Origin of the sequence: Microbacterium sp. ACRRU, assembly GCF_022346945.1 — a bacterium.
Classification (GTDB): domain Bacteria; phylum Actinomycetota; class Actinomycetes; order Actinomycetales; family Microbacteriaceae; genus Microbacterium; species Microbacterium mcarthurae.
Map to the genome: position 1 here is coordinate 1 of NZ_JAKRNI010000014.1, position 20,916 is coordinate 20,916.

The 20,916-nt window shown below is 69.7% G+C and carries 20 protein-coding genes; 18 read left to right on the forward strand and 2 right to left on the reverse strand.

Going from position 1 to position 20,916, the window contains the following annotated elements; translation table 11 throughout:
* The 11 genes from ftsW to MHY30_RS08555 form a co-directional block, all read left to right on the forward strand.
* Positions 1-1,220 (forward strand): putative lipid II flippase FtsW (gene ftsW / locus MHY30_RS08505; protein ID WP_239276450.1); only part of this gene is annotated, 1,220 nt, incomplete at its 5' end.
* 52 nt (positions 1,221-1,272) lie between these two features.
* Positions 1,273-2,346 (forward strand): glycosyltransferase, encoded by a 1,074-nt coding sequence (locus MHY30_RS08510; RefSeq protein WP_239276451.1) that lies wholly within the window; start codon positions 1,273-1,275, stop codon positions 2,344-2,346.
* Between the two features lie 52 nt (positions 2,347-2,398).
* Complete coding sequence (murC, locus tag MHY30_RS08515; protein ID WP_239276452.1) at positions 2,399-3,805, forward strand: UDP-N-acetylmuramate--L-alanine ligase; 1,407 nt, start codon at positions 2,399-2,401, stop codon at positions 3,803-3,805.
* Positions 3,806-3,808: 3 nt separating this feature from the next.
* Positions 3,809-4,747, forward strand: coding sequence for an FtsQ-type POTRA domain-containing protein (locus MHY30_RS08520; RefSeq protein WP_239276453.1), 939 nt, complete (start codon positions 3,809-3,811; stop codon positions 4,745-4,747).
* A gap of 172 nt (positions 4,748-4,919) precedes the next feature.
* Entirely contained in the window at positions 4,920-6,098 is a 1,179-nt protein-coding gene (gene ftsZ / locus MHY30_RS08525) for a cell division protein FtsZ (RefSeq protein WP_239276455.1), read from the forward strand.
* Between the two features lie 66 nt (positions 6,099-6,164).
* Positions 6,165-6,848 carry a YggS family pyridoxal phosphate-dependent enzyme gene (locus MHY30_RS08530; protein ID WP_239276456.1) on the forward strand — a complete coding sequence of 228 codons (684 nt, stop codon included), beginning with the start codon at positions 6,165-6,167 and terminating at the stop codon, positions 6,846-6,848.
* A 31-nt stretch (positions 6,849-6,879) separates the two neighbouring features.
* Complete coding sequence (locus MHY30_RS08535) at positions 6,880-7,350, forward strand: cell division protein SepF (protein ID WP_239276457.1); 471 nt, start codon at positions 6,880-6,882, stop codon at positions 7,348-7,350.
* A gap of 6 nt (positions 7,351-7,356) precedes the next feature.
* The gene (locus MHY30_RS08540; protein WP_239276458.1) at positions 7,357-7,659 is read left to right on the forward strand and encodes a YggT family protein; all 303 of its coding nucleotides are present in this window, start codon (positions 7,357-7,359) and stop codon (positions 7,657-7,659) included.
* A gap of 123 nt (positions 7,660-7,782) precedes the next feature.
* On the forward strand, positions 7,783-8,400 hold the full coding sequence (locus MHY30_RS08545) for a DivIVA domain-containing protein (protein WP_239276459.1): 618 nt from the start codon (positions 7,783-7,785) through the stop codon (positions 8,398-8,400).
* Positions 8,401-8,409: 9 nt separating this feature from the next.
* Entirely contained in the window at positions 8,410-8,994 is a 585-nt protein-coding gene (gene lspA / locus MHY30_RS08550) for a signal peptidase II (RefSeq protein WP_239276460.1), read from the forward strand.
* A 1-nt stretch (position 8,995) separates the two neighbouring features.
* A complete protein-coding gene (locus MHY30_RS08555) occupies positions 8,996-9,919 on the forward strand; it encodes an RluA family pseudouridine synthase (RefSeq protein ID WP_239276461.1) in 924 nt (307 codons plus the stop codon).
* Between the two features lie 7 nt (positions 9,920-9,926).
* Here MHY30_RS08555 and MHY30_RS08560 read toward each other — a convergent pair whose 3' ends face one another.
* A complete protein-coding gene (locus MHY30_RS08560; protein WP_239276462.1) occupies positions 9,927-10,400 on the reverse strand; it encodes an NUDIX domain-containing protein in 474 nt (157 codons plus the stop codon).
* A gap of 99 nt (positions 10,401-10,499) precedes the next feature.
* Here MHY30_RS08560 and dnaE point away from each other — a divergent pair, with 99 nt between their 5' ends.
* The 5 genes from dnaE to MHY30_RS08585 all read left to right on the forward strand — a co-directional run bounded on the left by dnaE (position 10,500) and on the right by MHY30_RS08585 (position 18,224).
* Positions 10,500-13,964: a DNA polymerase III subunit alpha gene (dnaE, locus tag MHY30_RS08565; RefSeq protein ID WP_239276524.1), complete on the forward strand. Its 3,465-nt coding sequence runs from the start codon at positions 10,500-10,502 to the stop codon at positions 13,962-13,964.
* Positions 13,965-14,063: 99 nt separating this feature from the next.
* Complete coding sequence (locus MHY30_RS08570; RefSeq protein ID WP_239276463.1) at positions 14,064-15,323, forward strand: hypothetical protein; 1,260 nt, start codon at positions 14,064-14,066, stop codon at positions 15,321-15,323.
* A gap of 62 nt (positions 15,324-15,385) precedes the next feature.
* Positions 15,386-16,687 (forward strand): histidinol dehydrogenase, encoded by a 1,302-nt coding sequence (gene hisD, locus MHY30_RS08575; protein WP_239276464.1) that lies wholly within the window; start codon positions 15,386-15,388, stop codon positions 16,685-16,687.
* 12 nt (positions 16,688-16,699) lie between these two features.
* The gene (gene nrdR, locus MHY30_RS08580) at positions 16,700-17,188 is read left to right on the forward strand and encodes a transcriptional regulator NrdR (protein WP_239276465.1); all 489 of its coding nucleotides are present in this window, start codon (positions 16,700-16,702) and stop codon (positions 17,186-17,188) included.
* Between the two features lie 10 nt (positions 17,189-17,198).
* Positions 17,199-18,224, forward strand: coding sequence for a quinone-dependent dihydroorotate dehydrogenase (locus MHY30_RS08585; RefSeq protein ID WP_239276466.1), 1,026 nt, complete (start codon positions 17,199-17,201; stop codon positions 18,222-18,224).
* 123 nt (positions 18,225-18,347) lie between these two features.
* On the opposite strand, the gene MHY30_RS08590 is transcribed toward MHY30_RS08585, so the two are convergent.
* Positions 18,348-18,920: a DUF3043 domain-containing protein gene (locus MHY30_RS08590; protein WP_239276467.1), complete on the reverse strand. Its 573-nt coding sequence runs from the start codon at positions 18,918-18,920 to the stop codon at positions 18,348-18,350.
* 46 nt (positions 18,921-18,966) lie between these two features.
* On the opposite strand from MHY30_RS08590, the gene MHY30_RS08595 reads away from it, so the two are divergent.
* On the forward strand, positions 18,967-20,361 hold the full coding sequence (locus tag MHY30_RS08595) for a dipeptidase (RefSeq protein ID WP_239276469.1): 1,395 nt from the start codon (positions 18,967-18,969) through the stop codon (positions 20,359-20,361).
* 72 nt (positions 20,362-20,433) lie between these two features.
* The gene (gene erpA, locus MHY30_RS08600; RefSeq protein WP_239276470.1) at positions 20,434-20,799 is read left to right on the forward strand and encodes an iron-sulfur cluster insertion protein ErpA; all 366 of its coding nucleotides are present in this window, start codon (positions 20,434-20,436) and stop codon (positions 20,797-20,799) included.
* Positions 20,800-20,916: the final 117 nt, after the last annotated feature.

Here is a 20,916-nt window from a genome sequence, read left to right on the forward strand (position 1 = left end):
CGCCCCGCCAGGCCCCCGAAGGGGAACCCGCCCGCTCCGGCCTCGCCGCTCGTGTGTCGCTCGGGCGCGCGTTCCAGCCGGTACCGAGCGAGTTCCTGCTCATCGCGTCGGCGGCGCTGCTGCTGACGGGCTTCGGTCTGGTCATGGTGCTGTCGGCGACCTCGGCCCTCGACGGCGGACAGAACCCGTTCGACCACGTGCTCAAGCAGGGCATCTTCGCCGTCCTCGGCATCCCTCTCATGTTCGTGCTGAGCCGGGCGCCGATGCGATTCTGGAAACGGATGGCCTGGCCCGCCCTGATCTTCGCGACGCTGTTCCAGCTGCTGGTGTACGTCCCGGGGCTGGGTATCGCGTCCTACGGAAACCGGAACTGGGTGCAGATCGCCGGGTTCCAATTCCAGCCGGCCGAGTTCCTCAAGCTCGCCCTCGCGCTGTGGATGGCGGCGGTGCTGTACCGCAAACGGCGACTGCTGACCTCGTGGAAGCACGTGTTCATCCCCGTCGTGCCCGTCGCCGTGCTCGTCATCGGCACGGTGCTGGGCGGCCGTGACCTCGGCACCGTGATGATCCTGGTCCTGGTCGTCCTCGGCGCCCTGTTCTTCGCCGGGATCAAGCTCCGCATGTTCATCGTGCCCGCGGTGATCTCTCTTGTGGTCGTGCTCGTGTCCGCCTTCGGCAGTGAGAACCGTATGGCGCGGATCGCGAGCCTGTTCGACCCCGACGACGCCTCGTGCTACTACACCTCCTGCTATCAGTCGCTGCACGGCGTGTGGGGCTTGGCGAGCGGGGGAGTGCTGGGCCTGGGGCTGGGGAACTCGAAAGAGAAGTACGACTGGCTCCCCGCGGCTGCCAACGACTACATCTTCGCCATCATCGGCGAGGAGCTGGGACTCATCGGATGCCTTGTCGTCCTGGTGCTCTTCGCGCTCTTCGCGGTGGGGGCGTTCCACATCATCCGTCGGACCGATGACGCGTTCGTGCGCATCGTGGCGGGCGCGATCACGCTGTGGATCATCGGTCAGGCGATCGTGAACATCGGCGTCGTGCTGCGTATCTTCCCCGTGCTGGGTGTGCCTCTGCCGTTCATGTCGCAGGGCGGCACCTCGCTGCTGTCGGTGCTCATCGCGTGCGGTGTCCTGCTGTCGTGCGCGCGGACGCTGCCGGACCGGAGGCCCCTCGAGACCCCGCCGGCGCGCGCCGGTCGGCGGCGTCGCGCCTGACGGGCACCCGCCCGTGGCCTTCGGCGTCGCCCGACCTCGTTAGGGTCGAGGGGTGACGACCACGCTTCTGGCCGGCGGCGGAACCGCCGGACATGTGAACCCCCTGCTCGCCGTCGCCGACGGGTTGCGCGCGCGCGACGCGGACGACGAGGTCCTGGTGCTCGGCACCCGCGAGGGGCTCGAGGCCCGGCTCGTCCCGCTGCGCGGCTACGAGCTTCTGTTCGTCGACAAGGTGCCTTTTCCCCGTCGCCCCGACCGCGCGGCCGCGCTCTTCCCGTCGCGTTTCCGCCGTGCGATCGCCCAGGTGCGTCGTGTCATCCGCGACCGGGGTGTCGACGCCGTCATCGGTTTCGGCGGGTACGCCTCGGCGCCCGCGTACGTCGCAGCGCGCTGGGAGCGCGTGCCCTTCGTCGTCCACGAGGCCAACGCCAAGCCCGGTCTGGCCAACGTCCTGGGCGCGCGCGCCGCGGCGGCGGTCGGCGTGGCCTTCGAGGGCACCCCGCTCCGCGGCGCACGCGTGGTCGGGATGCCGCTGCGTCGCGAGATCGTGGATCTGGATCGCGACGCGGTGCGCGCCGACGCCGCCGCGCACTTCGGGTTGGATGCCACGGTGCCGACGCTGCTCGTCTTCGGCGGCTCACTCGGTGCGCAGCGGCTCAACGCGGCGTTCGGCGCGGCGTGGCGGGAAGTCCTCGACGCCGGATGGCAGCTGCTCCACGTGACGGGGGAGAAGTCGGACCTTGCCGACCCCGGGGTTCCGGGGTACGCGCTCGTGCGCTACGTGGACCGGATGGATCTGGCATTCGCTCTCGCCGATCTCATCGTCTCGCGCTCGGGGGCCGCCACGGTGAGCGAGGTCAGCGCTCTCGGCATCCCGGCGGTCTACGTCCCCTACGCCGTCGGCAACGGCGAGCAGAGCCTGAACGCCGCGTCGGCCGTACGGGCGGGCGCGGCACGCCTCATCGCCGACGCCGAGTTCACCGCCGAGCGGGTGCGGGGCGAGATCGTGCCGCTGCTGCGGGACGCCGACGCGCGAGAGGCCATGCGTCTGGCCGCGATGCGGACGGGGACCCGCACGGGGACCGAGAACGTCATCGCGCTCCTCGACGCGGCGCTCGCCCGCTGACCGGGCGCGCCGGGTCGGCTGAGTCGCCCGGGCGACGTAGGATCGCAAGGTCATGATCAGACCCGACCTGAGCCTCCCGATCCCTGAGACCATCACCTCCGCGCACTTCATCGGCGTGGGAGGCTCGGGCATGTCCGGGCTCGCCCGCATGTTCCTCGACCGCGGCATCCGGGTCTCCGGCTCGGATCGGGCCGACAGTGCGGCACTGCGCGATCTCGCCGCCCGCGGCGCGATCGTCCACGTCGGTCACGACGCCGCGCACCTCGGCGACGCGGACACCGTCGTCCACACGGGCGCCATCTGGCCGGAGAACCCCGAGTTCGTCATGGCGAAGGAGCGCGGTCTCCACGTCATCCATCGTTCTCAGGCGCTGCACTGGCTCATCGGCGGTCGGCGGCTCGTGTCGGTCGCGGGCGCCCACGGCAAGACGACCTCGACCGGCATGATCGTCACGGCGCTGCGCGCGCTCCAGGTCGATCCGACCTTCGTCAACGGCGGGGTCATCGCCGACCTCGGCGCGTCCAGCGGCACGGGCTCGGACGAGCTCTTCGTCATCGAAGCCGACGAGTCCGACGGGACGTTCCTGCTGTACGACACCTCGGTGGCGCTGATCACCAATGTCGACCCCGACCACCTCGATCACTACGGTTCGCGTGAGGCCTTCGACGCGGCGTTCGCGCGGTTCGCCGACGCGGCGCGCGAGGCGGTCGTCGTCTCGGCCGACGACCCCGGCGCGCGGGCCGTGACGGCACGTCTGACGCACCGCACCGTCGTGACCTTCGGCGAGGACCCGCGAGCCGACGTGCGTCTCACCGACGTGCGCACCGACGGACCCGTCGCCTTCACGCTCACCGCGGGCGGCGAGAGCGTCCCCGTGCAGCTGCGTGTCCCGGGGGCCCACAACGCGGTCAACGCCGCGGGGGCGGTGGCGGTGCTGCGTGTCCTCGGTCACGGTCTCGCCGAGTCGGCCCGCGCGGTCGAGGAGTTCGGCGGAACCGTACGGCGCTTCGAACTGCACGGCGTCGAACGCGGTGTGAGCGTCTACGACGACTACGCCCACCACCCGACCGAGGTCGCCGCGGCGCTGTCCGCGGCGCGCACCGTGGTCGGCGAGGGGCGGATCATCGCGATCCAGCAGCCGCACACCTACTCGCGCACGCAGGAGATGTACCGAGAGTTCGCGGAGGTCCTGGAGGCACTGGCCGACCACACGGTCATGCTGGACGTGTTCGGTGCCCGCGAGGATCCCGTTCCCGGCGTCACCGGCGAGCTCGTCAGCAACGCGTTCCACGACCCCGGGCACGTGCACTACGTGCCCGACTGGCAGGAAGCGGCCGACTACACCGCCCGCATCGCGCGGCCCGGCGACTACGTCATCACGCTCGGCTGCGGCAACGTGTACCAGATCATCCCGCAGGTGCTCGAGGCGCTCTCCCGCACCGAGGCCGCGGCGGTCTGAGCCGTGCGCCGGCCCTCGCCCCTGCCCTCGGCGCCCGACTCGTCCTCGCGAGGGCGACCGCGTCCCGGGGAACAGGCCGCGAGCACCGGGGCGGACCCGGAGGAGACGACCGCCGACGTCGTTCCTCTGCCGCTCGCCGAACGCCGGGGCAGCGCCGATTCGCCCGCGGATGCCGAGGACACCGGCATCCGGGACGTCTGGCGCGCCTCGCGGGCGCGGCGACGTGCGCTCCGCGCCGAGGTGCGACGTTTCACCGTGCGGCAGCGTCGGCGCCGCCGAGTCTGGATCGGCGCGGGGATCGCCTTCGTCGTGATGGTGCTGGGCACGGCGGGGGCGGCGTACAGTCCGTTGTTCGCCGTCGAGCGGGTCGAGGTCGTCGGCACGTCGCAGCTGGACGCCGCGGCCGTCGCGGAGGCGCTGGGTCCGCAGGTGGGCACGCCGCTCGCCCTCGTCGACGACAGCGAGGTGAAGGCCGCGCTGGTCCGCTTTCCGCTCGTGGAGTCGTACACGCTCGAGGCCCGTCCGCCGCACGATCTGATCGTGCGCATCGTCGAACGCACCCCTGTCGGCGCCGTCCAGACCGCCGCGGGATTCACGCTCGTGGATGCGGCCGGTGTCGTGCTGTCGACCACCCCGACCGCCCCCGCCGGGCAACCGGTGATCGAGGTCGCGGGCGGGACCGACTCCGACCCGTTCCGCGCGGCGGGACGAGTCGTGCGCGCTCTGCCGGACAGCATCCGGTCGCAGGTGACGGCGGTGTCGGCATCCACGCCGGACGACGTGACGCTGACTCTCGGAGCGACCGGCACCCGAGTGGTGTGGGGCAGTGCGGATCGATCCGCCGAGAAGGCGCGCGTGCTGGACCTCCTCATGCAGAAGAGCCCGCCCGATCGCACGCGTGAATACGACGTGACCTCGCCCGAGGCGGGTGTGCTGCGCTGATTCCGCGGGCGACTCTGGTCGTGTTCGGAGTGGATACCCCGACACGCCGCGTGTCGGTCGGGTGCGACGGGGGCGCCCGCTTACCTTCGAGCTAAGGAATTGCATACCGGGCAATTCTTTAACCCTCAACATGAGGTTTAGAGTTTCAGGTTCGGGGATAACGGAGGCCGGCATGAGCCAGAACCAGAACTACCTCGCCGTCATCAAGGTCGTCGGTGTGGGCGGAGGCGGCGTCAACGCCGTCAACCGCATGATCGAGCTGGGCCTGCGCGGCGTGGAGTTCATCGCGATCAACACCGACGCCCAGGCGCTGCTGATGAGCGACGCCGACGTCAAGCTCGACGTCGGCCGCGAACTCACCCGCGGCCTCGGTGCCGGTGCGGATCCCGAGGTCGGCCGTCGCGCCGCCGAGGACCACGCCGAGGAGATCGAGGAGGCCCTGCGCGGCGCCGACATGGTCTTCGTCACCGCGGGCGAAGGCGGTGGCACGGGCACGGGCGGTGCTCCGGTCGTGGCGAAGATCGCCAAGTCGATCGGTGCGCTGACGATCGGTGTCGTCACCAAGCCGTTCTCGTTCGAGGGGCGGCGTCGCCAGAGCCAGGCCGAGGGCGGTGTCTCCCGCCTGAAGGAAGAGGTCGACACCCTCATCGTGGTGCCGAACGACCGCCTGCTCGAGATCAGCGACCGCGGTATCTCGATGATCGAGGCGTTCGCTACGGCCGACCAGGTGCTGCTCGCCGGTGTGCAGGGCATCACCGACCTCATCACCACGCCCGGCCTCATCAACCTCGACTTCGCGGACGTGAAGTCCGTCATGCAGGGTGCGGGCTCCGCGCTCATGGGTATCGGGTCGGCGCGCGGCGCGGACCGGGCCATCAAAGCCGCCGAGCTCGCCGTCGAGTCCCCGCTCCTCGAGGCCTCCATCGAGGGTGCGCACGGCGTGCTGCTGTCGATCCAGGGCGGATCGAACCTCGGCATCTTCGAGATCAACGACGCGGCGCAGCTGGTGAAGGAGGCCGCGCACCCCGAGGCCAACATCATCTTCGGAACCGTCATCGACGACACCCTCGGCGACGAGGTGCGCGTCACGGTCATCGCCGCCGGCTTCGACGGCGGCGAGCCGTCGCTGCGCATCGATCCGGTCGGTGCCCAGCGCCCCGTCGCGGTGCCCGCCGTGCCGACGATCCCCGCCGACGATGTCGCGCGCGACCTGGACGCGGCCGAGGAGCAGAAGGCGCAGACCACTGAACGGGCTCCCGAGCCGGCCCCCGTGGCCGCGCGGGTACCCGACACGTCGTACGACTCCGGTTTCGCCGACGACGACCTCGACGTCCCCGATTTCCTGAAGTAAGCGCGAGCGACTGACGCAGCGGGTCCGGTGTCCACCGGGCCCGCTGCGTCGTCGAAGGAGAGAAGCATGGATGCCGCCCTGGCCGACCGTCTCGCCGCCGTCGACGCCCGGATCACCGAGGCCGCGCGCGGCGCGGGTCGCGACCCCGCCGAGATCACCCGCATCGTGGTGACGAAGTTCCACCCCGTGTCCCTCATCACCGATCTCTACGCCCTCGGCGTCCGCGACATCGGAGAGAACCGCCAGCAGGAGATCACGGCCAAGCGCCGTGAGCGGGAGCAGCTCGCCGACCTGCGCTGGCACTTCATCGGCCAGGCGCAGACGAACAAGGCGCGGGCGGTGCGCGCGGCATCCGACGTCGTCCATTCGGTGGATCGTCCGCGCATCGCGGACGCTCTGCACGCGGCGGCATCCGGAGACGTGCTCGACGTCCTGCTCCAGGTGAACCTGACGGACGACGCCGGCCGCGGCGGGGTCTCGCCCGCCGGTGTCGAGGGCCTTGCCGCTCACGTGCGGGAGCTCGACACGCTGCGCGTGCGCGGCGTCATGGCGGTGGCTCCGCTCGACGAGGAGCCCGCCCGCGCGTTCGAGAGATTGCGCGGGTGCGCGGATGCGGTGCGGCGGGTGGTGCCGGATGCGACGTGGATCTCCGCCGGCATGACGGGCGATTTCCCCGAGGCGATCGCGATGGGCGCGACACACCTGCGGATCGGCTCCGCAATCACGGGTCCGCGCCCCCCGCGCGACTAGCCTCGAAGCAGACGAGCGAACGGAGGATGCGATGTCGAACCCGCTCAAGAAGACGATGGTGTACCTGGGCCTCGCCGATGAGGAGGAGACCTATGAGGAGACCGCTCCGCAGCCGGTCGCGCGCAAGCAGAACGCGCAGCCCGCACCGGTCGAGAAGGCCGCTCCGGTGACCCCGCTGCACCGCCCGGCCGTGGTGCGTCAGCCCGCTCCGGGCCCGGTGAGCGAAATTCTCACGGTGCACCCCAAGCAGTACCGGGACGCGCAGACGATCGCCGAGAACTTCCGTGAGGGCATCCCGGTCATCATCAACCTGTCGCAGATGAGCGACGCCGACGCGCGCCGCCTGATCGACTTCGCGAGCGGCTTGTCGCTCGGTCTCTACGGCCGCATCGAGCGGGTCACGAGCAAGGTCTTCCTGCTCTCGCCCGAGAACATCGCCGTCTCCGGCGACGGTGCGATCGCGCAGGCCGATTCCGAGGCCGCGCCCTTCGCGTCCCAGTAATCGATCGTGGCCGTCCTGAGCCTGGTCGGCTCCATCCTCAGCGCGCTCCTGTTCATCTACATCGTCCTGCTGCTCGCGCGGTTGGTTCTCGAGTACATCCCGATGTTCAATCGCGAGTGGCGTCCGCGCGGCGCCATGCTGGTGGTGGCCGAGATCGTCTTCACCGTGACCGACCCGCCCATCCGCCTCCTCCGGCGGGTGATTCCGCCCCTGCGCATCGGCGGTATCGCGATCGATTTCGCGTTCGCGATCACGATGTTCGCGTGCTTCCTGCTCCTCAGCGTCACGCGGTCGCTCGCGGCCTTGTGACCTCCGGCCCAGCCGTCGCCCTTCGACACCGGAGAAGGGCGGCGGCTATGCTGTTCCGAAGCGGTGTGCCCCGGTGCGACACCCCCATAGTTCCGATTCAGAGCTCTCGAAAGAGGAAACACCATGGCACTGACCCCCGATGACGTCGTCACCAAGCAGTTCCAGCACGTGCGCTTCAAGGAGGGCTTCGACCCGGACGAGGTCGACGACTTCCTCGACGAGATCGTGGTCGAATGGCGCAAGACCATCGCCGAGAACGACGAGCTGAAGGCGAAGCTCGCCGCGTACGAGTCCGGCGAGTCCGCTCCCGCGGCCCCCGCCGCTGAGGCCGCCGAGACGCCGGAGCCCGTCGTCGCCGAGGTGCCGGCCGCGGCTCCCGCTGCGACCCCCTCCGCCGAGACCGATGCCGCTCCCGCGGCGCAGAGCGCCGGCATCATCGAGCTCGCGCAGCGTCTGCACGACGAGCACGTCGCCGAGGGCAAGGCCCAGCGCGACCAGCTCATCTCCGAGGCGCAGGCACAGGCGGCCTCGATCGTCGCCGAGGCCGAGAAGCAGGGTCGCGAAGAGCGCGCGCGTCTCGAGAAGGAGCGCACCACGCTCGAGGGCCGCATCACCGAGCTGCGCAACTTCGAGCGCGACTACCGCTCGCAGCTGCGGTCGTACATCGAGGGTCAGCTTCGCGACCTCGACACCGCCGGTTCGTCGTCGGGCTCCACGCCCGTCTCGGCGATCGGTCTGTAGGCCGACTCTTTGCGCAGTCGATCTCCTCTGCGTTCGGCGGCGGCCGGCGCCCTCATCGCGATCCTCGCGGCGACGGTGCTGGCCGCCGACCAGTTGGCGAAGATGGTCGCCATCGACAACCTCCCGCCGGAGCGCGTCGTGCCCGTCATCGGCGAGGCTCTGCAGTTCTACCTGGTTCGTAACCCCGGTGCGGCGTTCTCGCTGGGCGAGAGCGTCACCTGGATCTTCACGATCGCCCTCGCCGTCGTGGCCGGCATCATCGTGTACCTCGCCGTGGCGCGGGTGCGTTCGCGTCTCTGGGCCGTCGTGCTGGGGCTGCTCCTGGGGGGCGTGCTCGGTAATCTCACCGACCGTCTCTTCCGTGCTCCGGGCTTCCCCGTGGGACACGTCGTCGATTTCATCTCCACCCCGTGGATGATGCCCGCGATCTACAACGTGGCGGACATCTTCATCGTCTCCATGATGATCTCGGTCGCGCTGCTCGTGCTCTTCGGTCTCCGCCTCGACGGTACGCGCGAGACGCGCGCCTCCCGGTCCTCGGACGCGGCGCCGGACGACGCGGTCGAAGCGTCCGGCGATCCCGGCGCACGCTGACATGGATTCACGGAGCTTGCCCGTTCCCGACGGGCTCGAGGGGGCGCGTGTCGACCAGGCGCTGGCCAAGATGCTCGGCTTCTCGCGCACGTTCGCGGCGGAGGTGGCCGATGCCGGCGGCGTCACCGTCGACGGCCGCACGCTCGGACGTTCCGATCGCCTCCGCGCGGGGGAGTGGCTGAACGTCGAGTGGGAGCCGCGACGCGACCCCGAGGTCGTGCCGATGGCGGTACCCGATCTCGGCATCGTGTGGGACGACGACGAGATCGTCGTCGTCGACAAGCCGGCCGGCGTCGCCGCCCACCCGTCGGTGGGGTGGGAAGGGCCGACCGTGCTCGGGGCCCTCGCCGCCGCGGGGTTCCGCATCGCCACGAGCGGTGCTGCGGAGCGGCGGGGGATCGTGCATCGTCTCGACGTCGGGACGAGCGGCCTCATGGTCGTGGCCAAGACCGAGCGGGCCTACACCCTGCTCAAGGCGGCCTTCAAGGATCGCACCGTCGAGAAGATCTACCACGCCGTCGTCCAGGGGCACCCCGACCCGCTCGCCGGCACGATCGATGCGCCGATCGGGCGGCATCCGCACCACTCCTGGAAGTTCGCGGTCACTCCCGACGGCAAGGATTCGGTGACACACTACGAGACGCTCGAGGCGTTCCCGCGCGCTTCGCTCCTGGAGATACACCTCGAGACCGGCCGGACTCACCAGATCCGCGTGCACATGGCGGCTCATCGGCATCCGTGCGCCGGAGATCCGCTGTACGGTGCCGACCCCACGCTGTCGGCACGTCTGGGACTCACGCGCCAGTGGCTCCACGCCCACCGACTCGCCTTCGCCCATCCCGCGACGGGGGAGTGGTCGAGCTTCGAGTCGCCCTACCCGTCGGATCTGCAGCATGCCCTCGACGTGCTGCGCGAGGGTCTCTGACTCCGCGTCAGCGTCGGTTCTCGAACCTCGTCGGCCCCTCGGTCAGGGCGGCCCGCACGCGCGCGGTCATCTCGGCATCCAGCATCTCCTCGAACCGGTCGAGCGGATGCCAGCCGACTTCGGTCATCTCACCGTCGACTGGCCGTGGCTCGCCGTGCGTCCATGTGCACGCGAACGTCAGATCGAGATAGTCGCTCTGGTCGCCGTTGTCGTACGTGACGCGCGGGATCTGATGCACCCAGGCGAGGCGCTCGACGCGGATGAGGACGCCCGCCTCCTCCTCGGCCTCGCGGGCGGCGGCATCCGCGGGTTCCTCGCCCGGGTCGACGATGCCCGTGACGGGGGTGAGGCGCCCGTTGTCGCTGCGGCGGCCCAGCAGCAGGTCGTCGCCGCGCAGGATGACGGCGGTGACTCCGACGAGCGGGAGCGGGCGGGTGCCGATGTGGCGACGCAGTTCCAGGACGAAGTCGGGAGTGGGCACTCGCCCACGCTAACCCAGGCCGATGTCGGAGGAGGAACGTACACTCGACGGGTGGCAGCTGACTCCTTCGTTCACCTTCACGTGCACAGCGAGTACTCCATGCTCGACGGAGCCGCGCGCATCGGCCCCATGGTCCAGGAGGCCGTCAAGCTGGGCATGCCCGCGATCGCCGTCACCGACCACGGCAACACGTTCGCGGCGTTCGAGTTCTACAAGACCGCGAAGGATGCCGGGATCAAGCCGATCATCGGCATCGAGGCCTATGTCACTCCGGGCACGCATCGATCCGACAAGTCGCGCGTGCGGTGGGGCACGCCCGAGCAGAGCGACGACGACGTGTCCGGCGCCGGTGCCTACACGCACATGACGCTGCTGTCGCAGTCCACCGAGGGCATGCACAACCTCTTCCGCCTGTCGTCGAAGGCGAGCATGGAGGGGTACTACTTCAAGCCCCGCATGGATCGCGAGCTGCTCGAGAAGTACGGCAAGGGGCTCATCGCCACCACGGGGTGCCCCTCGGGCGAGGTGCAGACACGCCTTCGGCTCGGCCAGTACGACGCGGCGAAGGCGGCCGCCGCCGAGTTCCAGGACATCTTCGGCAAAGAGAACTACTTCGCCGAGATCATGGACCACGGCCTGTCGATCGAGCGGCGGGTGATGGGCGACCTGTTGAAGATCGCGAAAGAGCTCGACATCCCCCTCGTGGCCACGAACGATCTGCACTACACGCACCAGCACGATGCGACGAGTCACGCCGCGCTCCTGTGCGTGCAGTCGGGCTCGACTCTCGACGACCCGAAGCGGTTCAAGTTCGACGGCGACGGCTACTACGTCAAGTCCGCCGCCGAGATGCGACAGGTCTTCCGCGACCACCCCGAGGCGTGCGACAACACGCTGTTGATCGCCGAGCGGTGCGAGGTGGAGTTCAACACCTCGGCCAACTACATGCCGCGCTTCCCCGTCCCGCCGGGTGAGACCGAAGACAGCTGGCTCGTCAAAGAGGTCGAGAACGGTCTGCACGACCGATACCCCGGCGGTATCCCCGACGCGGTGCGCAAGCAGGCCGAGTACGAGACCGGCGTCATCCTGCAGATGGGCTTCCCCGGCTACTTCCTCGTCGTCGCCGACTTCATCAACTGGGCCAAAGACCACGGCATCCGCGTCGGGCCCGGTCGAGGATCGGGCGCCGGCTCGATGGTCGCGTACGCGATGAAGATCACCGACCTCGACCCGTTGCAGCACGGGCTCATCTTCGAGCGGTTCCTCAACCCCGACCGTGTGTCGATGCCCGACTTCGACGTCGACTTCGATGACCGCCGTCGTGGTGAGGTCATCCAGTACGTCACCGAGAAATACGGTGACGAGCGCGTGGCGCAGATCGTCACGTACGGCACGATCAAGGCGAAGCAGGCGCTCAAGGATGCCGGGCGTGTGCTCGGGTTCCCGTTCAGCATGGGCGAGAAGCTGACCAAGGCCATGCCGCCCGCCGTCATGGGCAAGGACATGCCGCTGGACGGCATGTTCAATCCGGAGCACCCCCGCTACAAGGAGGCGAGCGAGTTCCGCACGCTCATCGAGACCGATCCCGAGGCCAAGACGGTCTTCGACACCGCTCTCGGACTCGAGAACCTGAAGCGGCAGTGGGGCGTGCACGCAGCCGGCGTCATCATGTCGAGCGAGCCTCTCATCGACATCATCCCGATCATGCGGCGCGAGCAGGACGGGCAGATCGTCACGCAGTTCGACTACCCCGCGTGCGAGTCCCTCGGCCTGATCAAGATGGACTTCCTGGGGTTGCGCAACCTCACGATCATCAACGACGCCCTGGACAACATCGAGGCCAACCGCGGTCACCCCCTGGTTCTCGAAGACCTCGCGCTCGATGACACCGCCTCCTACGAGCTGCTGTCACGCGGTGACACGCTGGGTGTGTTCCAGCTCGACGGCGGACCCATGCGCTCGCTCCTGCGCCTGATGCGCCCCGACAACTTCGAGGACATCTCGGCGGTGCTGGCGCTGTACCGGCCCGGGCCGATGGGTGTGAACTCGCACATCAACTATGCGCTGCGAAAGAACAAGCAGCAGGAGATCGAGCCCATCCACCCCGAGCTCGAAGAGCCGCTGGCCGACATCCTCGACACCACCTACGGCCTGATCGTCTACCAGGAGCAGGTGATGGCGGTCGCGCAGCGCGTGGCCGGGTACACGCTGGGCCAGGCCGACCTGCTGCGGCGCGCGATGGGCAAGAAGAAGAAGTCCGAGCTCGACAAGCAGAAAGAGATCTTCTTCGGCGGCATGACCGAGCGCGGGTTCTCCGACGAAGCGCAGCAGACGCTGTGGAAGGTGCTCGAGTCGTTCGCCGACTACGCGTTCAACAAGGCCCACACGGCCGCCTACGGTCTCGTCTCCTACTGGACGGCGTACCTCAAGGCCCACTATCCCGCCGAGTACATGGCCGCACTGCTCACGAGCGTCGGCGACTCGAAAGACAAGATGGCCGTGTACCTCAACGAGTGCCGTCGCATGGGCATCCGCGTGCTGCCGCCGGACGTCAACGAGTCGATCCGATTCTTCGCGGCCGTCGGTGAAGACATTCGCTTCGGGCTCGGGGCGGTCCGCAACGTCGGCACCAACGTCGTCGACGGAATCGTCGCGGCGCGCCAGGAGGCGAAGTACACGTCGTTCCACGACTTCCTGTCCAAGGTGCCTCTGCACGTGGCGAACAAGCGCACCGTCGAGTCGCTCATCAAGGCCGGCGCCTTCGACTCCCTCGGTTCCACGCGCCGGGCGCTCGTCGAGATCCACGAGGACGCGTGCGAAGGCGCGGTGCTCGACAAGCGTCGCGAGGCGAACGGCGAAGTCGGCTTCGACTTCGATTCGCTGTGGGACGAGCCCCAGCAGGTCGCCAAGGTGCCCGAGCGCCCCGAGTGGACGAAGAAGGACAAGCTCGCCTTCGAGCGCGAAATGCTCGGACTCTACGTCTCCGACCACCCGCTGGCCGGGCTCGAGGTGCCGCTCGCCAAGCACGCCTCCACGTCGATTCACGACTTGCTGGCCTCCGACGACGTGCAGGACGGAGACCAGGTCACCGTCGCGGGCCTGCTCACCAGCGTCCAGCATCGGGTGGCGAAGCAGAGCGGCAACCCGTACGGCATGGTCACCGTCGAAGACTTCAACGGCGAGGTGACCGTGATGTTCATGGGCAAGACCTACGCCGAGTTCGCGCCCGTTCTCCAGGCCGATTCGATCCTGGTCGTGCGCGGCCGGGTATCGCGGCGCGATGACGGTCTCAACCTCCATGCGCAGTCCGCATTCGCGCCCGACCTCGAAGGTTTCGACGCCCTGAGCGGGTTGACGCTCGTCGTTCCCGAGCAGCGGGCGAACGAGGCGCTGGTGGGCGAACTCGCGCAGATGCTGCAGCGGCACGCCGGCGACACCGAGGTGACTCTCAAGCTGCACAAAGGCGGGACCGCCAAGGTTTTCGAGGTGCCCATGCCGGTGCGTGTGACCGCCGACCTGTTCGGAGAGCTCAAGGGACTGCTCGGCCCCAACTGCCTGGGCTGAGGCTCGACGCGGCTTGTCAACCCGGGGTCTCCCGGGGGGGCAGTGCGGCCAGTCTCACAGTGAAGACGGGTGCTCCGGCGCCCGAGGGAAAGGACCATCGTGACCGATCGCTACGACGACCGTTCCGCGCCTGAGGAAGGCGTGTCGGCAGAGGACGACACCGCGCGCTCCGCCGACGCGCACGCGCTCTTCGCGGGCCTGGATTCTCCTGACGAGGCGCACGGCGTGCGCTCCGCTTCCGACACGGGCGACATCGATCGTGACGCCGCCGACGCCCACGTGTCGGGACAGCAGCTCGACGCCCGCGCCCACGTCAACGCCCGTCGCTCGACGCACACAGAACTCCCCGACGCGGACGGCGACACGCGTGCGTCGGCACCGGGTATGGGCGACGCTCCGCAGTACGGCGTCGGGCCGTTCTCGGTCCGCGAGGTCGCTCTGCTGGGGATCTGGGCGGTGACGTTCCTCGTGTCGTTCTTCCCGCTCAACAACCTCCCGGCCAACGTCCGCGTTCTCGGCGGCGGGGCCAATGTGTGGCTCTCGGGCCTCTGGTGGATTCCCGCCGTCGCGCTGCCGACGGTCGCGGTGGGGCTCCTCGCCCTCCGCCGCCTTTCTCCCCAGGGGATCCGCCGGGTCGGCTCGCTGGGAATCGATCAGTTCGCCTCCGTGGCCTTCTCGGTCGCTGCTCTGGTGTGGGTCGCGTGGGTCTGGGACACCGTGTCGGTGGCCGTCGAGACGGGCATCTGGACGCGCACCTGGGTGGTGTGGGTCGGTGCGGTGTTCTCTCTGGCCGGTGTGGTGCTCACGGTATTCGCGCCGATCATCCCGCCTTTCGAGCAGGACTTCCAAGGTCGTCCCGAGGCTCCCGCCCACCGCAACGCGCGCCCGGTCCGCGCCGTCGTGAAGCGTCCCGCCCGCCCGCGGCCGGTGCGCACGGCTCCGGCGCACGATGAGCAGAAGGCGACGACCGCGGACGCGGCCGCCGACCGCGGCCCCGTCCCCGGCAGCTATACCGGATCCACCGACGTGCCCCACGGGACGCACGCCGAACCCGCCACATCGGTTCTGCCCACCCACGACGACACGCACGACACCGATGTGATCGTCGCGGGGAGCGATGCGGCATCCGCCGGTCCCACGGCCGAGCACGACGCACCGCGGCACCCTCAGCCGCAAGCGTTCTGGGCACTCGCCCCCACCGAGCGCGACGTCGTCGACGACTACGGCACGCCGATCTTCCGGATCGGACCGACCGCGTGGGCGCTGGTCATCGAGGACCGCGGCGAGACGTTCGTCATCCGACACGACGATGGGCGCATCGGTTATCTGCACGAGGTCGGCGGCGTCACGCGCGGCTGAGCGACGCCTGCGAGCCGCCCGCCGCACGGCGGGCGGCCCGCAGCGAACGATAGCCTTGACGAATGCTCCGCACCATCGATCTGCGCGGCCGCGTGCTCTCGCCGGCCGAGTTCCTCGCTGTCGTCCCTCGCGCCGACGCCGCCCGCGATGAGGCCCTCGCCACGGCGGCGCGCATCGTCGACGACGTCGCGCGTCGCGGGGAGGACGCGCTGCGCGAGCAGGCGGCGACGTTCGACCGTGTGAGCGAGCACGAGATCGCCGTTCCGGCGTCACATCTCGACGAGGCACTCGCCCAGCTCGACCCGCGCATCCGAGCGGCGCTCGACGAAGCCATCCTCCGCGTGCGAGCCGCGTCCGCGGCTCAGGTGCCGGGACCCTCGGTCACCGAGCTAGGTCCTGGCGCGCGGGTCACGCAGCGCTGGCAGCCCGTGCGGCGGGTCGGCCTCTACGTTCCCGGCGGCAAGGCCGTATACCCCTCGAGCGTCGTGATGAACGTCGTCCCGGCCCAGGTCGCCGGTGTGCGAGAGGTCGCGCTCGCGTCGCCGCCGCAGGCGGAGTTCGACGGGCGCGTGCACCCCGTGATCCTGGCCGCGGCCCGCCTGCTGGGTGTGACCGAGGTGTACGCGATGGGCGGTGCCGGCGCCATCGGCGCCTTCGCCCACGGCATCCCCTCGCTCGGGCTCGACCCGGTCGACGTGGTGACCGGGCCCGGCAACAACTTCGTCGCCTCTGCGAAACGAGCCGTCGCGGGGCGCGTGGGCACGGACTCGGAAGCCGGCGCGACCGAGATCCTCATCGTCGCCGACGCCGCAGCCGACGCCCGTCTGATCGCGGCAGACCTCGTCAGTCAGGCCGAGCACGATGAGCAGGCCTCGGCCGTCCTCGTGACCGACGCCCCCGACCTCGCGGAGGCGGTGCGCGACGCGCTCGAGCCCCGTGTCGTCGACACCCGCCACACCGAGCGGGTCCGCGCCGCATTCGGCGGGCCGCAGTCAGCGATCGTGCTCGTCGACGACATCGCCCAGGCCACCGCCTTCAGTAACGCGTACGCGCCGGAGCACCTCGAGCTGCACCTGACCGATCCGCGTCCCGAGGACTACGTCAACGCGGGCGCGGTGTTCGTCGGTCCCTACACCCCCGTGAGCCTGGGCGACTATCTCGCCGGGAGCAATCACGTCCTCCCCACCGGCGGTCAGGCGCGGTACGGGGCGGGGCTGTCGGCCGCGACCTTCCTCCGCCCGCAGCAGGTCGTGGAGTACGACCGCGCGGCGTTGTCCGCGGTCCACGAGGCCATCGTGACCCTCGCCGATGCCGAGGCGCTCCCCGCGCACGGCGAGGCCGTCTCGGCGCGGTTCGCCGACTGATCGGGGTTTGCGATGCACTGTCCGTTCTGTCGAAACCCCGACTCCCGCGTCATCGACTCCCGCACGAGCGATGACGGCTTGAGCATCCGTCGTCGGCGCCAGTGCCCGAAGTGCGGCGGTCGTTTCTCGACCGTCGAGACCGCGAGCCTGAACGTCATCAAACGCTCCGGGGTCGTCGAGCCGTTCAGCCGCGAGAAGGTCATGTCGGGTGTGCGCAAGGCCTGTCAGGGTCGTCCGGTGACGGATGCCGATCTGGCCATGCTCGCGCAGCAGGTCGAAGAGTCCATCCGTCAAACGGGCTCGTCGCAGATCGAGGCGAACGAGATCGGTCTGTCCATCCTCGGACCCCTGCGCGAACTCGACGAGGTCGCCTACCTGCGTTTCGCCAGCGTCTACCAGGCGTTCGAGTCGCTCGACGACTTCGACGCCGCTATCGCTCAGCTGCGCGCCGATCACGCGGCACGAGCGACCCGACCCGTCGGCGCGGACGACGTCCAGTAGCCTGGCGGGGATGTATCCGCTTCTTTTCCGCACCGTTCTGCGTCGCCTCGACCCGGAGTTCGCGCACCACCTCGGTGCTCTCGTCATCCGTCTGGCGGGCGTGGGGCCGGTGGCATCCGTGGTGCGGGCGACGACGGCCCCGCCCGCTCCGCTGACGGTGCGAGCGCTGGGTCTCACGTTCGATTCCCCCTTCGGTGTCGCCGCCGGGTTCGACAAGAACGTCACGATGGTCCGCGGACTGCGGGCGCTCGGGTTCGGCCACGTCGAGGTGGGAACGGTGACGGCGCTGCCGCAGCCGGGCAACCCGAAGCCGCGCCTGTTCCGCCTCGTGGCGGACCGTGCGGTGATCAACCGGATGGGATTCAACAACGACGGCGCCCAGGTGGCTGCACGACGGCTGCGCGCGGTGCGCCGGTCCCGCCGACGGCCCGTCATCGGCGTCAACATCGGCAAGAGCAGGGCCGTGGCCGTCGAGGATGCCACGACCGACTACGTCCGCAGCGCCCGACTCCTGGCCCCGCTGGCCGATTATCTCGTCGTCAACGTCTCGTCGCCGAACACGCCCGGGCTCCGCGGTCTGCAGGCGGTGGAGACGCTGCGCCCCCTCCTGGCGGCGGTGCGTGAGGCGGCGGGCTCGACTCCGCTGCTGGTGAAGATCGCCCCCGACCTCGAGGACGGCGAGGTCGCGGACATCGCTCGGCTCGCCGTCGACGTGGGTCTCTCGGGGATCATCGCCACGAACACCACGATCGGACGCACCGGGCTGCGCACCCCCGACGCGGCGGTCGAAGCCGCCGGAGCCGGCGGGCTCTCGGGCGCCCCCTTGAAGCAGAGGGCGCTCGAGGTGCTCGACCTCGTGCGCGCCGCCGTGCCGGACGATTTCGTCGTCATCTCGGCCGGGGGAGTGGAGACCGCGGACGATGTGCGCGAGAGGCTCGCGCACGGTGCCACTCTCGTTCAGGGGTACACCGCGTTCCTCTACCGGGGTCCGTTCTGGGCGCGTCAGATCAACCGGGGGCTCGCCGCGCGTCGGTGACTCCCAGGGGCTCGTCGCTCGCGAGCGCGAGGGCAGGGGGCAACGCGCGCCGGAGCAGAGACCGTCGCGCACGAAAACGGCGGCGCCTCCCGAAGGAGACGCCGCCGTCGAGGGTTCCGGTGATCAGGCCGGGTACTGACCGCGCTTGACCTGAGCCTTGGGCAGTCGCATGAAGCGCATCTGGACGGTCCGCATCGCGGAGTACCACCCGAGCCCCTTCTCGACCTTGCCCTCGCCGAACTTGGCCTTGGCGGCCCGCTTGACGCGGATCGACGTGATGATCATGTCGCCGATGACGAACAGGATGAAGATCCACAGCGCGACGAACGACCAGTACTGGAAGAACCCGTTCGGGACGAGCGTGAGCACGATGACGAGGATCATGAACGGCATGACGCCTTCGCCCAGGTGCCAGCCGGCGTCGACGAAATCGCGGGCGAAGCGGCGCTGAGGACCCTTGTCGCGCACGGGGAGATACCGCTCGTCGCCGGCGGCCATGCCGACGCGGGCTTTCTCGCGCTGAGCGGCCAGCTCGGCACGGGCGCGGGCTTTGGCCTCTTTCGTGTCGGGCACCAGGGGACGCTTGCGCGCGGCCTCCTGCTCGGCCCGAGACGGCGTCGCGCGCCCCTTGCCCGAAGCGGTGACATCCGACGCGACGGGGGTGTCGTTGGGGACGGGGGCGGGGGACTTGGCCACGGGTAACCTCGAGAGCTCACTGGATCGGAGACTTAAGATTACCTGCATGACCCCTGACCTGTCCCGGCAGGATGCCGTGCGCGCCACCGCGTCCGCCGGCATCCCCGCAGCCCTCGCCGATCTCGGTGCGCTCGTGCGCATCCCCTCCATCGCCTGGCCGGCGTTCGACCAGAGCGGTGTGCAGCGCAGCGCCGACGCCGTCGCCGAACTCCTGCGCGGCACGGGCGTGTTCGAGCGTGTCGAGGTGGCGCGCGCGGCCACCGGCGACGGCGACGAACTCGGTCAGCCCGCGGTGCTGGCATCCCGGCCGGCGCGCAACGGACGGCCGACCGTCCTTCTCTATGCCCACCACGACGTGCAGCCCCCCGGTGACGACGCACTGTGGGATTCGCCGCCGTTCGAGCCGACGGTGCGGGACGGGCGCCTCTACGGTCGCGGCGCGGCCGACGACAAGGCGGGCATCATGGTCCACGTCGGCGCGATCCGCGCCCTCTCCGAGGCGCTCGGCGACGATCTCGACCTCGGCGTCGCCGTGTTCATCGAGGGCGAGGAGGAGTATGGCTCGCGCTCCTTCGCCCAGTTCCTCGTGGACCACGCCGACGTCCTCCGCTCCGATGTCATCGTGGTCGCCGACTCGGGCAACTGGGACGAGAAGACGCCCGGTCTGACCGTGTCCTTGCGCGGCAACGCGCGCTTCACCCTCACCGTCCGCACGCTCGCCCACGCGTCGCACTCGGGCATGATGGGCGGCGCGGTTCCGGATGCCATGCTCGCCACCGTCAAGCTCCTCTCCACGCTGTGGGATGACGACGGCGCCGTCGCCGTGGAGGGACTTCGCGTTCGGGACGCCGAGACGCCGCCCTACGACGAGGCAACCCTCCGTTCCGAGTCGGGGCTGCTCGACGGCGTCTCGCCGATCGGGCGCGACAGCATCCTCAGCCGCCTGTGGAACAAGCCCTCCGTCACGATCACGGGATGGGATGCCACGCCGGTGGAGTCCGCCTCGAACACCCTGGCTCCCGAGACGCGCGTTGTGATCAGCGCGCGAGTGGCGCCGGGGCAGTCCGCGACCGACGCGTTCGCCGCGATCCAGGCGCACCTGCGGGCCCACGCGCCGTTCTGGGCGCACCTGGACTTCTCCGACGTCGACTGCGGCGACGCGTTCCTCGTCGACACGGCCGGGTGGGCGGTCCACGACGCCCGTGCCGCCTTCGCTGACGGGTACGGCGTGGATGCCGTCGATGTCGGTGTCGGCGGGTCCATCCCCTTCATCGCCGACCTCGTCCGTGAGTTCCCCGGCGCGCAGATCCTCGTGACCGGTGTCGAGGACCCGCATTCGCGGGCACACAGTCCGAACGAGTCGCTGCACCTCGAGACCTTCCACAATGCGCTGGTCTCGGAGGCGCTGCTGTTGGAGCGGTTGAACCGCCGCACCGTCTGATCGAGGCCGCGGGGGCGAGGCGGGCGTAGAATCGACTCGTCCCCGCGACCGAACGACCCGAAGGGCCACGCCATGACCGACACGACACTGTCGTCCGACGCCGCCACCCGCGAGCACGGAGTCGCCCTCACCGACGCCGCCGCCGACAAGGTGAAGAGCCTGCTGTCCCAGGAAGGGCGCGACGACCTGCGTCTGCGCGTCGCCGTGCAGCCGGGCGGATGCTCCGGCCTGATCTACCAGCTCTACTTCGACGAGCGCTACCTCGACGGCGACAAGGTCGTCGACTTCGACGGCGTCGAGGTCATCGTCGACGACATGAGCGTCCCGTACCTGGACGGGGCCAGCATCGACTTCAAGGACACGATCTCGGAGCAGGGCTTCACGATCGACAACCCCAACGCGCAGGGCTCCTGCGCGTGCGGCGACAGCTTCCACTGACGCCTGCCACGACGCTCCGGCGCTCCGTTCGACAACCCCCGGGAACCACGGATCACACCGTTGAACCCGGGGGTTTTCGATGCTTCGGTGCTGGACGATTGGCCAGAGAACAGTAAG

Coding starts and splice junctions, on each gene's coding strand:
- nrdR (WP_239276465.1), top strand. CDS start 16,700: ATGCACTGTCCGTTCTGTCGAAACCCCGACTCCCGCGTCATCGACTCC.
- MHY30_RS08530 (WP_239276456.1), top strand. CDS start 6,165: ATGGATGCCGCCCTGGCCGACCGTCTCGCCGCCGTCGACGCCCGGATC.
- ftsZ (WP_239276455.1), top strand. CDS start 4,920: ATGAGCCAGAACCAGAACTACCTCGCCGTCATCAAGGTCGTCGGTGTG.
- erpA (WP_239276470.1), top strand. CDS start 20,434: ATGACCGACACGACACTGTCGTCCGACGCCGCCACCCGCGAGCACGGA.
- MHY30_RS08585 (WP_239276466.1), top strand. CDS start 17,199: ATGTATCCGCTTCTTTTCCGCACCGTTCTGCGTCGCCTCGACCCGGAG.
- MHY30_RS08595 (WP_239276469.1), top strand. CDS start 18,967: ATGACCCCTGACCTGTCCCGGCAGGATGCCGTGCGCGCCACCGCGTCC.
- hisD (WP_239276464.1), top strand. CDS start 15,386: ATGCTCCGCACCATCGATCTGCGCGGCCGCGTGCTCTCGCCGGCCGAG.
- murC (WP_239276452.1), top strand. CDS start 2,399: ATGATCAGACCCGACCTGAGCCTCCCGATCCCTGAGACCATCACCTCC.
- dnaE (WP_239276524.1), top strand. CDS start 10,500: ATGCTCGACGGAGCCGCGCGCATCGGCCCCATGGTCCAGGAGGCCGTC.
- MHY30_RS08535 (WP_239276457.1), top strand. CDS start 6,880: ATGTCGAACCCGCTCAAGAAGACGATGGTGTACCTGGGCCTCGCCGAT.
- MHY30_RS08545 (WP_239276459.1), top strand. CDS start 7,783: ATGGCACTGACCCCCGATGACGTCGTCACCAAGCAGTTCCAGCACGTG.
- MHY30_RS08555 (WP_239276461.1), top strand. CDS start 8,996: ATGGATTCACGGAGCTTGCCCGTTCCCGACGGGCTCGAGGGGGCGCGT.